Source organism: Vibrio sp. 1167, assembly GCF_033340375.1.
Classification (GTDB): domain Bacteria; phylum Pseudomonadota; class Gammaproteobacteria; order Enterobacterales; family Vibrionaceae; genus Vibrio; species Vibrio alginolyticus.
The window spans coordinates 1-16,228 of sequence record NZ_JAWOWK010000002.1; the positions used below are offsets into that span (position 1 = coordinate 1).

Genomic DNA, 16,228 nt, shown 5'->3' on the forward strand with positions numbered 1-16,228 from the left:
GGACGGATTCGAACCATCGAAGGCAGTGCCGGCAGATTTACAGTCTGCTCCCTTTGGCCACTCGGGAACCCCTCCAGAGGATTTTTATACTTAGTAAGATGTTTTCCCAACTCATCTCCCAAGTGCGGAGCGAATCATAGCAAACTCGCTCAGGCTGTAAAGCGTTTTTCTTACGTTTTTACGTTGAATGCTGTCTTTTTGGGCAAAGATGGTAGAAAGTCAGCGTTTTGTTTGTCCTTTGAACAGAAGAGAGGCGCGCTTTTTACTTGAATTTACACTACTTGACGTTAAACACCGTATCTACTGATAAACTGTAAGCAGTTTAATGACATAAGTTTATTCGTTTAGAAGTCAATATCATGAGCATGAAAGCCACGTTATCGTTATCTGTTTTAACGCTTTCTATATTACTGAGTTCTCCATCGGTTTGCGCTGCGATGCGAGGAGGCTCAGCGGTTACTGTTGTGACTGAACAAGTAGAAACGCATGAGATCAATCAATCCTTAACTCTTATCGGCAAATTAAAGGCAGCGGAGTCTGTGGTTGTCGCATCGGAAGTCGCTGGCAAAGTGAATCAAATCGCTGTTAAAGCGAATCAAAATGTCCAGCAAGACCAGCTATTAATTAAGTTAGATGACGATAAGGCTCAAGCCGCTTTGATTGAGGCAAAGGCGTATCTAAAAGATGAACAGCGTAAGTTAAAAGAGTTCCAACGTTTGGTTAAGCGGAATGCGATTACTCAAACTGAAATCGATGCACAAAAAGCCAGTGTTGAAATAGCACAAGCGAGGCTTGATGCTGCTCAAGCCAATTTAGCTGACCTCCATATTACTGCCCCATTTTCTGGCACTGTTGGTTTTATCGATTTTAGCCGCGGCAAAATGGTCAGTGCGGGTACTGAACTTTTGACGTTGGATGATCTTTCCGTCATGGAACTGGATTTACAAGTACCGGAGCGCTATTTATCGATGCTTTCTATTGGTATGGAAGTCATCGCTAAAACCAGTGCATGGGGTAGCCAGACCTTTACTGGTCAAGTCACAGGTATTGATACGCGGATCAGTGCCGAAACACTGAATCTTCGCGTGCGTATTGAGTTTGATAACCCAGAAAATCAATTGAAGCCGGGCATGTTGATGAACGCTTCACTAGCATTTCCTGCTATTAAGGCGCCAATCATTCCTGTTCAAGCACTTGAATACTCCGGAACTAAACGTTTTGTATATGTAATTGATGAAAATAACAAAGCTACTCGTCAAGAAGTGTCGCTAGGTGCTCGTGTTGGCAACGAGGTGGTGATCGAATCTGGTGTTGAGATTGGTGACAAGATTGTGGTTCAAGGCATTGTTAACATGCGTGATGGTGTCGAAGTGAAAGAAATTGTCGCGCCACTAAAAGCGAACACCACGGATGTGACACGCAATGACAGTGAATCGGATGAGGAAGAAAACTAATGTTACTGTCCGACGTTTCAGTTAAACGCCCTGTCGCGGCGTTGGTTCTGAGCATGCTGTTGTGTGTGTTTGGCTTTGTGTCATTCACCAAATTAGCCGTTCGTGAAATGCCTGATATAGAAAGCCCAGTCGTTTCTATCAGTACGCGTTATGAGGGTGCATCGGCGACTATTATTGAAAGCCAAATTACCTCCGTTTTGGAAGACCAGCTTTCTGGGATCAGTGGAGTTGATGAAATTAGCTCCACTACTCGTAACAGCATGTCGCGTATCACGATCACGTTTGAGTTAGGTTACGATCTCAACACAGGTGTGAGCGACGTGCGTGATGCAGTGGCTCGTGCTCAGCGCTCGCTACCTGATGAAGCGGATGACCCTATTGTTTATAAGAACAATGGCTCGGGAGAGGCGTCGCTCTACATCAATCTCAGTTCTGCAGAGATGGACCGTACTCAATTAACCGATTATGCCGAACGTGTATTGATGGACCGCTTTAGCCTGATCTCTGGGGTTAGCTCCATTGATCTCTCCGGTGGTTTGTACAAGGTCATGTACGTGAAGCTTAAGCCAGAACTAATGGCTGGACGTTCAGTTACAGCTTCGGACATTACATCAGCTTTGCGAAGTGAGAACCTAGAAAGCCCAGGTGGTGAAGTTCGCAACGACTCAACAGTAATGTCCGTGCGTACGGCTCGTACTTATAACACGCCTGAAGATTTTCAATATCTTGTCATTAAACGCGCAAGCGACAATACACCTATCTATTTAAAAGATGTAGCAGATGTCTTCATTGGTGCAGAAAACGAAAATTCAACCTTCAAAAGTGATGGTGTAGTAAACATCAGTCTTGGTGTGGTATCGCAGTCAGACGCAAACCCGTTAGAGGTTGCTAAGCTGGTTCGTTCTGAAGTCGATAACATCCAGAAGTTCTTACCAGAAGGTACACGCCTTGCGATAGATTACGACGCGACAGTATTTATCGAGCGTTCAATCGAAGAGGTGTTCAGCACGCTATTTATCACAGGCGGCTTGGTGATTTTGGTGTTGTACATTTTCATCGGCCAAGCTCGTGCAACCTTAATTCCTGCGGTTACGGTTCCTGTTTCTCTGATTTCTTCGTTCATTGCCGCGTACTACTTTGGGTTTTCTATCAACTTGATCACCTTGATGGCGTTGATATTATCGATTGGTTTGGTGGTGGATGACGCAATTGTGGTTGTAGAGAATATCTTCCACCATATTGAACGCGGTGAATCGCCATTACTCGCCGCATATAAAGGCACAAGAGAGGTTGGTTTTGCTGTTATAGCAACAACATTAGTGCTGGTGATGGTGTTCTTACCGATCTCCTTTATGGATGGCATGGTAGGTCTACTATTTACAGAGTTTTCTGTATTGCTGGCTATGTCGGTCATATTCTCCTCTTTGATTGCCCTGACGCTGACTCCTGTATTAGGTAGTCAGATTTTGAAAGCGAATGTAAAACCAAATCGATTCAATGAAGCGGTTGATCGCTTGTTTAGCAAGCTTGAGAGTGGTTATCGCGCATTATTGAAAGGCGCATTGAAAGTACGTTGGGCTGCTCCGCTGGTGATTCTAGCTTGTTTGGGCGGTAGCTATTTCTTGATGAATCAGGTACCGGCCCAGCTGACCCCACAAGAAGATCGCGGTGTGATATTCGCGTTTGTGCGCGGTGCAGATGCTACGTCATACAATCGTATGTCAGCCAATATGGATATTGTCGAAGACCGATTGATGCCATTACTAGGGCAAGGTTATCTGAAGTCATTCAGTATCCAAACGCCAGCGTTTGGTGGCCAGGCAGGAGACCAGACAGGCTTTGTGATCATGATTCTAGAAGATTGGAACGAACGTGATATCACGGCTCAGCAAGCCCTTAACAAAGTACGGAAAGAATTGGCAGGTATCCCAGATGTTCGAGTGTTCCCATTTATGCCAGGTTTCCAAGGTGGTTCGAGTGAGCCAGTTCAGTTCGTATTAGGCGGCTCTGATTACGATGAGCTCGTTGTTTGGGCTGAAATGCTAAAGAACAAAGCAGAAGAATCACCAATGATGGAAGGAGCAGAGATAGATTACTCGGAAAAAACGCCTGAGTTATTGGTTACAGTTGACCGACAGCGTGCCGCAGAGCTAGGAGTCAGTGTTCAAGACATTTCTGACACCCTAGAAATCATGCTCGGTGGTAAAAGCGAAACGACTTATGTTGAGCGTGGCGAAGAGTACGATGTGTATCTTCGCGGTGATGAAAATAGCTTTAATAATGCTGCAGATTTAAGTCAGATTTATCTGCGCACGAATAGCGGTCAGCTAGTGACGTTAGATGCGGTCACAAAAATTGAAGAAGTGGCGGCCTCTATTCGTCTTTCTCACTACAACAAACAGAAGTCCATCACTATTACTGCCAACCTGTCGGAAGGTTATACATTAGGAGATGCGCTGGATTACCTAGACCAGGAAGCCATCGACAACTTACCGGGTGACATTTCGGTGAGTTATTCGGGGGAGTCGAAAGACTTTAAAGAGAACCAAGCGAGTGTTGCTGTTGTGTTTGCATTGGCACTGCTAGTGGCGTATCTCGTGTTGGCGGCTCAGTTTGAAAGCTTCGTAAACCCGTTAGTGGTCATGTTTACGGTGCCGATGGGTGTATTTGGTGGCTTCCTTGGTTTAGTTATTATGGGCCAAGGTATGAACATTTATAGCCAGATCGGCATGATCATGTTGATTGGTATGGTGACGAAAAACGGTATTTTGATCGTAGAATTTGCCAATCAGCTACGTGATCGTGGCGTTGGGTTTGAAAAAGCGATCATTGATGCAGCTGCGCGACGTCTACGTCCAATCTTGATGACTGCGTTTACCACACTTGCTGGCGCAATTCCGTTGATCGTATCGACAGGGGCGGGTTATGAGAGCCGTATTGCCGTGGGTACGGTAATCTTTTTCGGGATGGGGTTTGCGACATTGGTGACCTTGTTTGTTATCCCGGCAATGTACCGATTGATTTCGGCGAAAACACAAGCACCAGGTCATGTAGAAGCAGAGTTAAACAAAGCAATTAGCCATGATACGAAGGGCCGTATAGCGCACCCTTAAATCAAACGTTAAAACATAAAAGCCGAGGTAATAACCTCGGCTTCTCTTTATCGGTTTAAAGTTAGCTCGGAAGCGTTCGATTAGAAGCGTTTCCCTAGGCTGATTTGTACACCTTCGTAGCTGTCGTAAAAATCTTCAAAACCCATATCCGCGACATTATAAATGTACTCTGCGCGTAACCAGATATCTTTGCTCATATCCCAATGGACACCAGCACCGATGTTGAATAGCGCGCCTGAATCATCTGTGACTTTTTGTTCGTTTGGAACATACATTTCAGCTTGAGTGCCAAGCGCAGTTACGCGACCAAACAGTGACAGCGGCGTATCGCCTAAGTTATCACTTTTTACAACAGCAGACATACCTGCTTGGTAATAGTGAAGATCTAAGTCAGTTTTTAGAGCATCGTTCTTAAGTTCATTTTGTGAATAGCGCAGAACCCCTTCAAACGCGAGGTATTGGTTTATATGGTAACCCCAGCCAACTGTGATATGTGGTGTTGACCACTCATTGTCTCTATCCGAGCCGAAATACGGTGTATCAAAACCAACGTTACCAGTACCCAGATAAAAATAAGATTGATGAGCTTGTTCTTGAGCAGCTAAAGTTGGCACGCTAATGGTCAAGGCAGACAATAATAGAATGGCGTTTTTCATAACTAGACGATAACCTTGGTAAAAGACCGTTGTAATGATTTGTTTAAATGTTAATTTAATCAATAGGATGGATGGTAATTATCATATCAGCTTTTATCAAAGGTAGTGATTTTAGAATGGGAATTGTTGCGCTAAAGCATACTTCTTACTCATGACTACCGACTAACTAGATATGGTGACGAAAGCTAGCTAAATAAGAGAGAAGGAAAGGAAAGTGGCTGAATTCAAATACAAAAACTTGACTCAAGAAGAACAAGATAAGTTAGACGCGGCGACATTTCGCCGTTTATTGGCGCATTTAGATGCTAACAAAGACGTACAAAACATCGACCTGATGATCCTTGCGGGCTTCTGTCGCAACTGCTTTAGCAAATGGTATAAATCTGAGGCTGAAAATCTCGGTTTGGATTTAGATATTGATGACGCTCGCGAACGTGTTTACGGCATGACTTACGATGAATGGAAACAAAATCATCAACCAGCGGCAACGCCAGAACAATTGGCTGCGTTTGAAGCGCGCCAGAAAAAGTAAAACCCAGCGATAAAAACAGCCCACATGAAGTTGGGCTGTTTTTTAAAGTCCAGTTTGCACGTTAAGCGTTAGTTGAGCCGCAACAAGCTGGCTCAACGCAACCTTTTGCTTGAATGACTTCGAGTTGAGCTAAGTAAGGTTGAATATCGCCGATGTTCTCTTTTACCCATGTTAAGTCATAATACGTATCTAGGTAACGCTCTCCAGAATCACATAGAAGCGTCACGATAGAACCCTTCTCACCGCGTTGTTTCATCTCACAAGCCAATTGCAGCACACCGTAAAGATTGGTGCCTGTTGATGCGCCGACTTTACGCCCAATCAGCTGAGATACCCAATGGGCGGTTGCCACACTGGCTGCGTCTGGAATTTTGCGCATTTCATCAATGACACCAGCAATAAAACTTGGTTCGACACGTGGTCGCCCGATACCTTCAATTTTGCTGCCAGTATCGCCTTTCAATGAGTGATTTCCTGACTGGAAAGCATCGTAAAACACTGAGTTTTCAGGGTCTACCACGCAAAGCTTAGTGTCGTATTTTTGGTAACGAATAAAACGGCCAATGGTTGCTGATGTGCCGCCTGTTCCAGGACTCATCACTACCCAGCTAGGAATCGGGTGATCTTCTAACTCCATTTGGCTAAAGATAGAGTTCGCGATGTTGTTGTTACCGCGCCAGTCAGTAGCGCGTTCAGCATAAGTAAACTGGTCCATGTAGTGACCATTTAGTTCTTGAGCCAAGCGTCGAGACTCGTCATAAATCTGATCTGATCGTTCAACAAGGTGCGCTTTACCACCGTAAAATTCAATTTGTTCGATCTTTTTACGTGCAGTGGTTTTCGGCATGACGGCAATGAACGGTAAGCCAAGTAAACGCGCAAAATACGCTTCCGAAACGGCAGTGCTGCCTGAGGATGCCTCGATTACAGTGGTTTCAGGACCAATCCATCCATTACAAATAGCATAAAGAAACAATGAGCGCGCCAATCGATGCTTAAGAGAGCCTGTTGGATGCGTGCTCTCATCTTTTAGGTAGATATCGATACCATCAAGAGAAGGCAGTTCAAGTTTAAATAAATGAGTATCAGCAGAACGTTGAAAGTCTGCTTCAATTTTACGCACTGCATTGTTGATCCAGTTGTGGTCAGTACACATGGCGTCTCTCCTTGGAAATCGATAGATAAGCATTAGATGGGAATAATTTACCTATAATACGAGAGAAAAACTTTGCTATAGTTGCCGGTAATGACTATTTTGATAGAAAAGTTTTCTACACTTCGTGGGTTTTATAGGATGAGTTTGGATCGGGTCGATAAACAGCTGCTTGCGTTGTTACAAACCGACAGCACCTTGTCATTAAATGAGTTAGCAGAGCAGGTAAATCTGACAACGACGCCATGTTGGAAGCGTTTGAAAAGGTTGGAAGAAGAGGGCTACATCGAAAAACGCGTGGCGTTGTTAAGTGCAGAAAAGCTCGAGCTATCTTTCATTGCATTTGTTCAGTTAAAAACGATTGATCATTCCGAAGGTTGGTATCACCATTTTGTTACAACTGTGAGTGACTTTCCTGAGGTAATGGAGTTTTATCGTATGGCTGGCGAGTATGACTACATGATGAAAGTACTAGTCAAAGATATGAAGTGTTTTGACGAATTCTATAAGCGGTTAGTTAATAGTGTAAAAGGGCTATCTAATGTGACTTCAACATTTGCTATGGAGTCCATTAAATACACAACAGAGTTACCAATCCTAAAATAACTCGCCCTATAAGAATTCTATCTAATGTTAATTCTACCTTTTAGTATTTTAAATGTTAAAAGGTAGTTTGATTATGCTTTTAAAACTATTTCCTACCAGATTTTTATAAATATAAACGATATTTATTCTCTCTTCTATTTTTCATTAACCATTTGTTTTTACAGTCCATTAGTCCTATACATCATAATGAAAGAAAAAATAACGCAATTTTTTCTCTTTCTTTTTCATGTTTTATTTTATTGAATATTAATTTTTACTAAATTAATGGAAGAGTTTGATTTAAACGTTTGCTTTTTGTGTTTTCATGTAATTTGGTCGCTATTTTTGAGTATTTGTTTTTAGGATTAATACAGTAGCAATTACTTAAGTAATAAAGTACTCAAAAATGGGGATAGTGATTAATAAAACATCGTATTATTATCGCCCCATCTTGTATGTAACAAAGTATTACTAAAAATGAACAGAAATTACTATTTGCTTTTTCTCGCAGCTTTACTCGCTGGCTGTGGCGGTGGGGGAGACTCTAAGCCGAACAATACGAAGACACCAACTACGGTAACAAAGCAGAACCGTCCGCAATTAAAAGTGGAAGACACGGTGTTGAAGTTTGAAGGAGTGGGAACGGTTACTGAAGCAAAACTGAGCAATGTACATGGGTCGGTATCTTACCAAGTCATTGACTCTAATCCGCCAAATGTCGTGAAAATTAATGACTCAGGAATACTACAAATTCTGCGCCCAGGAACGGCGACTATTCTTGCTACAGATAGTAGCTCTGCTTATGAATCTTCTGAAGCAAGATTTTCTGTCACTGTAGAGCGAGGCATCAATACTGAACTTTCAGTGAGTGATCTGAATTTCAATGCGATTGAGTCAGAAGGAAAAGCGTTGATCGTCCGTGGCCAAAAAGGCGAACTGAGTTATGAGGTAGAAAGTGGTCATAACTTGATTCGTGTTGATGAGAACGGTTCGTTATATTCATTAGGTTCAGTTGGTCAGGCATCGGTGCTGATTACCGATTCAGGTAACGACTTTTACTTGCCGAAACAAGTTCGCGCTACGGTTAAACTGCATGCAGTAGCTCCGGGGCAATTACAGTTCGCTTTGCTTGAAGACGAGTATCGAGAAGGGTTGACGTTAGAACCAGTGCGTTTAGATAAAGCTCAAACGCAACGTATTTCTTACAAAATCATAAATAGCGTACCAGACAGCAAGGTGGCCGAGTTGCTAGACCCTGAAACGGGTTTGCTTCTTGTTCATAATGTTGGGCGATTAACGGTTGAAGCGACTGCAACTTACAGCGACGCGTTTCTAGATAAACAGCAAACAGCGCAATTTTTTGTGGATATAAAACAAGGCATGCGTCAAGAAATCAGCGCAGCGGATATTGTCACAACTTATGAGGAAGGTGGACGAATTTTCCCTAAGGTGACGAACGCCTACGGTGACTATGAGCTGAGAATCATTCGTGGTGAAGACGTTGTCGCTAAAACTGAAAATGGTGAAGCATTACTGATCAAAGGTGTTGGTGCTGCTGAAGTGGAAATTTACGAGCATGACATGCGTAATTATCCTGCAAGCAAAACTCGTTTTGATCTTGAAGTTAATCGCGCGCCTCATCCCGTTATAAAAGACATTGAAATGCCGCTTACCTATCAACCAAATCTTTCAATCCCTCTGGCGTTTAAAGGGCAAAAAGGTAACGTAAATCTAGTTAGCAGCTTACCTAATGGCTTACGAATGACTGACGGCAAGTTGGAGGTAGTGACTGCGGGTGAGTACGACCTTAAGTTTGAAGACGATGGTGGGGAGTTCTACCAACCTATTCAATTTAATGTCGTCATTAAAGTTGCAAAGGCTGAAGGCCAACCCATGGCAACGCACGATTATGACGTTGTATACAGCAACAAATACAGTTTTGATCTTCATCGTGATTTTGGTTTGAGTGCTGACGAGCAAATTGAGATTGTAGATAACACCGCACCAGATGTTGTCGGTGGTTTTAGTGAAGGACGTCTCCATGTGTATAAAGCGGGTAAAGCGACGCTAACTGTGCGCAGAAAAGAGAGCGCGAATTATACTGTTGGTCCTGATCAAAAAGTCTACGTGACAATTTTGAGTGCGCCGAGCCGAATTGAAGTTCAATCCGATGTGGAAGAGATTTGGAAGGTTGGCCAAACATTTGTTGCGCCGAAAATCTCTGGTACGGTTGGGGAAGTTACGTACCGATTTGCAGATAACGCAGCAACAGATGTAGTTTCCTTAAACAGCCAAACGGGTGCCATGCAAATTCTTAACGCGGGTAGCACAAAAATTATTGTTTCGGATGCGGGGGACGACAAAGTGGATCCGGGTGAAAGTAGCTTCTCGGTCACGATTAAACAAGGCACAAACCCTGTATCGGTTACTTACCCAACGGTAGAATTCTCCGCTGGTAGTGTTATCTCACCAGTGATGAGTGGTGGGACTGCGAAGGCAAGTTACCGTCTTATTAACCAAAAAGATCCTGTGGTCGAGCTAGTTTCCCCTGATACGGGGCGTTTGAAGATTTTGCACGCAGGCGAGTACCAAGTAGAGGTTACTCTTACTGGACGCAACTACAAAGCTAAAACAATCGTCGTAAATGGCACTATTAACAAAGCGAATCACCCTGGTTTAAGTGCTTCTACAATGAAGGTGGAATTTGAACCATTTAAAAAGGTTAAGCTAGACTTTGGTACACCAATAGGAAACCGCAGCTATCAAATATCCAGCTCAACAATTAAAGGAGTCGCTTCATTAGATGTTGATAAGGAAGAGCTGACGTTACTTGACCTCCCGCCAGTAAAAAGACGTTGGATTTCTCTCGACGTTTCTGAAGGAGAATCTCGAGATTACAAAGCGTTGGAAAGTAAGAAAGTCCAGCTGTATCTAAGCTTTGCAGATGAAGGTGTTGCGGATCAATATACATTGCTTGAAACTGAACAAACAGTATTGTTTAGCACGCTAAATGCACGTGAGTTTTCTAACTTAGAAGAAAGTGAGTTTGGTTTGATGAACGTTCGTTCAGTGCGTGAGCCAACGGACGAAGAATTGAAACTATACGGCAAAGGTAAGATTGCACTACTTGCATTCAAGCCGGTGGGTAACGATGACCAAACTCTAATAAAAGGAGCGTGGGTACACTTAGCTCGATTTGATGGATGTACATCAGAGCTGTTCGAAGATGATCTCAAGCCTTTTGAAGCAATTGACTATGATGACCCAGGGTACTGCACCAACGGCAGCACGATTCGTATGACTCGGTTCTTAGTAATTGATGACTCGAAGATGGAAAAGGTAGAGTATGAGTTAGTAGCACCTGTGATTACTTACCGTCGTGGGGTTCGTGAATTTTTAGCAACGAATAAAGGTGGATTCTATGCCGACCCAAATGTCATTTACGGGAAAGGCGAATATGGTTACCCGAAATCACTTTACGAATGGTCGGTTGTTAACATGAAGTATCAACCAAATTAATCATCGTTTGATACCCATTAAAAAAGGAGTGCGGAACAGCACTCCTTTTTTCGTGTAACGAACACGAGCTATTTCGTGTAGCGCATCACCCCTTCTTGCACGGCGGTCGCCACTAAGTGACCTTGCTGGTTGTATATTTCGCCTCGGACCAACCCACGAGTATTGCTCGCCGTTGGGCTCTCTATCGCATATAGAAGCCATTCATCCATCTTAAACGGACGATGGAACCAGATAGAGTGGTCAATGGTGGCCACTTGAAAGTTAGGCGTCATTAATGAGACTTCATGTGGATGCATTGCTGTCACAAGGAATCCCCAATCGGATGCGTAGGCCAGAAGGTACTGGTGAATTAGCTGATTCTCTGGCATTTCACCATTAGCACGAATCCAAAGGTACTGTTTGGGTTCTGCTTTTTTGGGCTTCAAAGGGTTGATAACCGTAACGGGGCGAGTTTCGATTGGCTTTTCCCCGCAAAATGTTTTGCGTAAGCGTTTGGGTAGAAATTCTGCAATATGGCTTGCGAGCTCACTCTCTGAGGCAAAGTTTTCTGGACCAGGGATATCTGGCATTTCTTTTTGATGATCAAACCCAGGTTGATCGCCATGGTAGGATGCGGTTAGGTAAAAAATAGGGCGTCCATTTTGAATTGCTTTTACGCGTCTAGTGCTAAAGCTACGGCCATCTCTCAGATTTTCTACATCATAAATAATAGGTTTTTCTGGATCGCCAGGGTACAAAAAATAGCTATGGAAGGAGTGTACCGTGCGTGTTTCTTCAACGGTGTAGCGCGCAGCAGAAAGCGCTTGCCCAATTACTTGACCGCCATAAACTTGAGGCAAACCTAGGTTTTCACTTTGGCCACGAAACAAGCCTTCTTCTAATTTTTCGAGTTGTAGTAGGCTGAGCAATTCTCGTAGTGGTTTACTCATTGTGTCTCCTCACCGTTGTCTTTCATTCCAAGTTACCTCAACAGCCTCACTCTTGTGAAGTGGCATAGTTAAGAACTATTGAGTAACTTAGAAATAGTATTGTTCCAATTATGAAACAAAATCAATTGTTTGATAAATTCTAACTCAGTCAAACTATTGTCAAATAAAGTGACAGGAAGCAGACAGTTTTATATTCCACACCTATAATTGCTTCGGTTTAATGCTCTTTTCGAGGAATATATGAAAAAAACACTACTACTTGTTACTTCTCTACTCTTTGGGGCTGCGTTAGTGGGTTGCCAAACTTCTCAAAATACAGAAATGGAATCTACAGAAGCGTCAATGAAGACGATTACAGGTACAGTGGCTTATCGCGAGCGGATTGCCTTGCCACCAAACGCAGTGGTTACTATTGCGTTAGAAGATGTGTCCTTGGCGGATGCGCCAGCAAAAGTGTTGGCGAAACAGACATTCGAAACAGAAGGTAAGCAAGTTCCTCTTTCTTTTGAGTTGAGTTACGACAGCAATGAAATCAAACCAAACCATCGTTACAGCGTTCGTGCTCGCATTGAGGTAGATGGAAAGCTGCGTTTTATCAGCGACACACATAACGGTGTTATTACAGATGAAGCACAAACTCACCAATTAGATATTCGTCTAGTTGGAACACGTTAATACGACGCACTGAGAACAAAAAATGGCAGCTTAAGGCTGCCATTTGTATTTTTTAAGTGAAGTTTTGCCAACTTCCGATACTTCAATCCCTTCTGCTTCTAATTTCTTTTTTTGTCGCTCTAAGTCTCTGCCTTTTAAAGATATTTTTCCTTGGCTATTTACCACTCTAAACCAGGGGAGTTTACTGCCTTCTGGTAAGTTGCCCAGTGCTTTACCAACATGTCTCGCATAGCCCGGATAACCGGCCATTTTGGCAATTTCCCCATAGGTGGAGACTTTTCCTTTTGGAATTTGGTGAATTACAGCAAAGATTTGCGCTAAAAATTGGTCCATACTCAAAAGTGTCTATTTTGGATTACTAAGGAATGGTAAACCATTGGACTTGTATATTGCTAACGGTTCTTAACCCTTGTGTTGCCAGCGACTCACTTTGAAGAATTACATTTTCTGTTCTTTAGTGTCGTTGGTTGATGAGCCTTAAACAGCATGAAGCAAACGCAAGCTAAGCTTGAATCTAGACCCTCTCAACGACTTTCAATCCCAGTTTTTGCCGTTGAGTTACCAAGTAGGTGGGGAAGCCAGGAGGCGCTATGATTTTATCGACACTTCAATTTTTCGTTACGACCTTACTCGCTGTTGTCTGCGTTCGGGCGATGAGTTTGAGCGAGGGGGACATTCCCGTTCTTGCACTTATGATCCCCGCGCTGTGGGTTTTGCCACAAGGTGGGTTCGCTGGCTTAGTATTACTGGGCGCGATGATGGCTTTTGGTGCGACACTCTCAATGCAGCCAATTGCTTTGTCGGTTGGTGTTTTGATCCTTTTCCCACTTTTAATGGTGGTATTTTCTCGTAGAAGCTCTTTAGGTGTGTTGCTCACCGCTGGTCTTATTGTACTTACACTGCAAGTTGGTCTTATGGTCACACAGCAAGGCGGTAAGCTGGATGGGTCTGCTTGGGTTACAGTGGTTCAAACCATTGCTGTTATGGCGATGTGGTGGTCGGCTGCGCATTGGACGCCATCCAATAAACACAGCTGGTGGCCGTTGTTTTTGTTGCTCCCTTTGTGGATTGCAGGCCTACCGTACGCCGTTCTTATGGCGTTAAGTTTGACGGGAATGTTAGCGTCAATGGAAGCACTTGCGAAGCTTCAACATACCATTCGTTGGAGCAAATTATTATGTTGGACATTGCCGACTGTGGGTTTTGCCGCCTTGGTCGTCAGCCCGACCACGGATGTGCCAAACCCTGTTTTCGTGGTTTGGATCTGTTTGTTAGGGACAGCTTGGATGACTGACTATATTTTACGTAGTAGCGATGAACAGGCTGAATTATGAGTTTTTAGTCAGGTAAAAAGTGACATGTGCGGCAGAGTATCGAATTGGTTGTGGAACAAAATGGAGATTAGTATATGTTCTTCATTTCATATTTACTACACTTCCAATAATAATAACCACAATATAAGTGGTTGATTTAAGATAAGTTTGTCATGACAACTTTTGCTCGAACACTGTTGCTTTTTGCATGTTGCCTCTTGAGTTTGAATGTAAAAGCCGAAGCCCCTTTAATTGCTCATTATAAAGTCGCGACTGAAGCGGATGATGTCGTCACTCGTGTTCTTTTCAATGCTGCTTCAGAGGAGTTTGGCTTTACCGTTCAATACGTGAACTACTCCAGCTTTGATGCCATTCTAAATTCAGTAGCGAATGGGGAAGCGGACTTTGCTGCGAATATCACTTACACACAAGAACGTGCTCAACGTTTTAGTTATTCCCGCCCAACAAATATCGAATATACCTACCTCTTTGGTTTAAAAGATTCGACGTTGAGTGACATTTCGCGTGTTGGCGTCCCCAAAGATACAGTTTATGCCCAATTACTTAAACAACACTACCCTGAGCTAGAACAGATCTCTTATCAAGGTCACGAACAAGCAGTAACACTGCTACGTTCAGGTGCTGTGGATGGCGTTGTCGATGCCATTAACCAGCTCAAGCCGATGCTGATGGAGGGGTTTGACGCCAAGATGCTCAATGATCAGATTTCGATAAAGCCCGTATCCATCATCAGTAAAAAAGATCATCATCTTGAAGAGTTGGACACGTTCGCTACGTTTATTCACGGGGAAGCGGTGCAAAAGCAGCTTCGCGAAGAAATTTCCCAGTATCAATTTGAATTAAGGCGAGCAGCGTTGCGTGATTCTATTCGTTTATTGCCCCTTGATTTTAATGAACCAATACGGATTAAGCTCGAATCTATCTTTCCATATGTTGTATACAACGCAGATGGTCGTGTCGAAGGGATGACGGCTGATGTAGTCGTGAGAAGCTGTGAGATCTTGGCTTTAAACTGCTTGATCATTAGTGAGCCTGGTGAAAGCTGGGGTTCTATGTATCATGAGTTTATCCAAGGTAATTTCGAAATTTTGGCGCCGTTAACGGTCAGCCGTGAGCGGCGCGCATTTAGCTACTTTCCAAAGCCCCATTACGCGCCAGCATCGGTGATGGTCAAGCGTTTAGGTTACAAACCGAGCACATACTCTCATGTTTCACAGTTGATATCTGAGCGGATTGGCGTAGTTAAGGATGACTTTTTCGATCAAATGATGACGCAACTGTTACCGCTAAAAGAACTCAAACGTTATCGTACTCAACAAGAGCTCATTCAGGGGCTATTAAATGAAGAAGTCGATTACATTCCGATGGATACGGCGATGCTCAATCATTTTTTACGTCTCAGTGAATTGGTTCCGATAGAGCAGGATACCGCTATTGGCGAGTTTTATGAGTCACAACTCTCTGTTGGATTGGTCGCGAATGAAAAAGGAGCCATGCTTGCGCCTTTCTTCAGTCGAGCGATAGCGATGTTAGAAGTTGATAAGATCATTGCTCAGTACGATGTACGCCCAGATTGGCGTACCGCACTTGAATATGAGATTCGATTAGCGACGCAAACACAAGCTGTGTTTATCTTTGTATTATTGTTTGCTATTTGTGTTTCGCTTTATCTTTACCGTCAATCGAACACTGACAACTTAACAGGGTTAAGGAACCGTCGTGCGTTGCAAGTAAAGTATCGAAAAGGAGTAAACAAAGATCTATCCATACTTTACTTAGACATTAATCATTTCAAACGAATCAATGACACTTATGGGCATCGCGCTGGGGACGAAGTTTTACAACTACTGGCACTAAAAATTCATTATGTCTGGTCGGGAAGATGTTATCGAATTGGAGGGGATGAGTTCATATTGCTGGGTTATCCTACGCAAGCCGAGTTAACTAGAGCAATGAGAGAGCTCAGTAGAATAGACGTGAAAGGCAAATTATATAGTGATTTGGAGTCTATAAGTATCTCTATTGGTTTCTCTGCAAAAAGGGAACGGCACATGAGCTTAGAGCAAGCGATGCATTTGGCTGATGAAGACATGTACATTAGTAAGCAGTCCTCACGGCACGACTCCTCTTATCGTGACTGTACGGTTTCATCATAAAGGAATGAATTGATCGAGTTTTGTCCAAACGGTAATGAAATGATGAAATTCAAGGTTTTTGCTCTTGCATTATGAGAGCTGATACTGAATAATCGCCCCATCGATTGAGGCAAGACCTCTCG

At 43.3% G+C, this 16,228-nt stretch carries 12 protein-coding genes and 1 tRNA gene; 8 read left to right on the forward strand and 5 right to left on the reverse strand.

Annotated features, from left to right (window positions below; all coding sequences use genetic code 11):
- Positions 1 to 67: transfer RNA gene (locus R7Z78_RS03425), tRNA-Tyr, on the reverse strand.
- 292 nt (positions 68 to 359) lie between these two features.
- Here R7Z78_RS03425 and R7Z78_RS03430 point away from each other — a divergent pair.
- Both R7Z78_RS03430 and vmeF read left to right on the forward strand, forming a co-directional pair.
- On the forward strand, positions 360 to 1,454 hold the full coding sequence (locus R7Z78_RS03430) for an efflux RND transporter periplasmic adaptor subunit (protein WP_005378593.1): 1,095 nt from the start codon (positions 360 to 362) through the stop codon (positions 1,452 to 1,454).
- Positions 1,454 to 4,567, forward strand: coding sequence for a multidrug efflux RND transporter permease subunit VmeF (gene vmeF, locus R7Z78_RS03435; protein ID WP_104975978.1), 3,114 nt, complete (start codon positions 1,454 to 1,456; stop codon positions 4,565 to 4,567). The genes R7Z78_RS03430 and vmeF overlap by 1 nt, the downstream gene beginning before the upstream one ends.
- An 80-nt stretch (positions 4,568 to 4,647) precedes the next feature.
- On the opposite strand, the gene R7Z78_RS03440 is transcribed toward vmeF, so the two are convergent.
- The gene (locus R7Z78_RS03440) at positions 4,648 to 5,223 is read right to left on the reverse strand and encodes a porin family protein (protein ID WP_169644449.1); all 576 of its coding nucleotides are present in this window, start codon (positions 5,221 to 5,223) and stop codon (positions 4,648 to 4,650) included.
- A gap of 214 nt (positions 5,224 to 5,437) precedes the next feature.
- Between R7Z78_RS03440 and R7Z78_RS03445 the strand changes: the two genes are divergently transcribed.
- Positions 5,438 to 5,755, forward strand: a complete 318-nt coding sequence (locus R7Z78_RS03445; RefSeq protein WP_005378586.1) for a DUF1244 domain-containing protein — start codon at positions 5,438 to 5,440, stop codon at positions 5,753 to 5,755.
- A 61-nt stretch (positions 5,756 to 5,816) separates the two neighbouring features.
- On the opposite strand, the gene R7Z78_RS03450 is transcribed toward R7Z78_RS03445, so the two are convergent.
- On the reverse strand, positions 5,817 to 6,911 hold the full coding sequence (locus R7Z78_RS03450; RefSeq protein ID WP_005389952.1) for a PLP-dependent cysteine synthase family protein: 1,095 nt from the start codon (positions 6,909 to 6,911) through the stop codon (positions 5,817 to 5,819).
- Between the two features lie 138 nt (positions 6,912 to 7,049).
- On the opposite strand from R7Z78_RS03450, the gene R7Z78_RS03455 reads away from it, so the two are divergent.
- Positions 7,050 to 7,514, forward strand: a complete 465-nt coding sequence (locus R7Z78_RS03455; protein WP_053307491.1) for an Lrp/AsnC family transcriptional regulator — start codon at positions 7,050 to 7,052, stop codon at positions 7,512 to 7,514.
- Between the two features lie 456 nt (positions 7,515 to 7,970).
- The gene (locus tag R7Z78_RS03460; RefSeq protein ID WP_104975979.1) at positions 7,971 to 11,012 is read left to right on the forward strand and encodes a D-Tyr-tRNAtyr deacylase; all 3,042 of its coding nucleotides are present in this window, start codon (positions 7,971 to 7,973) and stop codon (positions 11,010 to 11,012) included.
- Positions 11,013 to 11,080: 68 nt separating this feature from the next.
- Here R7Z78_RS03460 and tesB read toward each other — a convergent pair whose 3' ends face one another.
- Entirely contained in the window at positions 11,081 to 11,941 is an 861-nt protein-coding gene (gene tesB / locus R7Z78_RS03465) for an acyl-CoA thioesterase II (protein ID WP_005378575.1), read from the reverse strand.
- Positions 11,942 to 12,181: 240 nt separating this feature from the next.
- Here tesB and R7Z78_RS03470 point away from each other — a divergent pair, with 240 nt between their 5' ends.
- A complete protein-coding gene (locus R7Z78_RS03470; RefSeq protein ID WP_005378572.1) occupies positions 12,182 to 12,616 on the forward strand; it encodes a YbaY family lipoprotein in 435 nt (144 codons plus the stop codon).
- A 30-nt stretch (positions 12,617 to 12,646) separates the two neighbouring features.
- Here the strand turns inward: R7Z78_RS03470 and R7Z78_RS03475 are convergent, their stop codons facing one another.
- Positions 12,647 to 12,949 (reverse strand): DNA base-flipping protein, encoded by a 303-nt coding sequence (locus tag R7Z78_RS03475; RefSeq protein WP_005378570.1) that lies wholly within the window; start codon positions 12,947 to 12,949, stop codon positions 12,647 to 12,649.
- Between the two features lie 257 nt (positions 12,950 to 13,206).
- Between R7Z78_RS03475 and R7Z78_RS03480 the strand changes: the two genes are divergently transcribed.
- Positions 13,207 to 13,950 (forward strand): hypothetical protein, encoded by a 744-nt coding sequence (locus tag R7Z78_RS03480; RefSeq protein WP_005389942.1) that lies wholly within the window; start codon positions 13,207 to 13,209, stop codon positions 13,948 to 13,950.
- 152 nt (positions 13,951 to 14,102) lie between these two features.
- On the forward strand, positions 14,103 to 16,106 hold the full coding sequence (locus tag R7Z78_RS03485) for a GGDEF domain-containing protein (RefSeq protein ID WP_104975980.1): 2,004 nt from the start codon (positions 14,103 to 14,105) through the stop codon (positions 16,104 to 16,106).
- Positions 16,107 to 16,228: the final 122 nt, after the last annotated feature.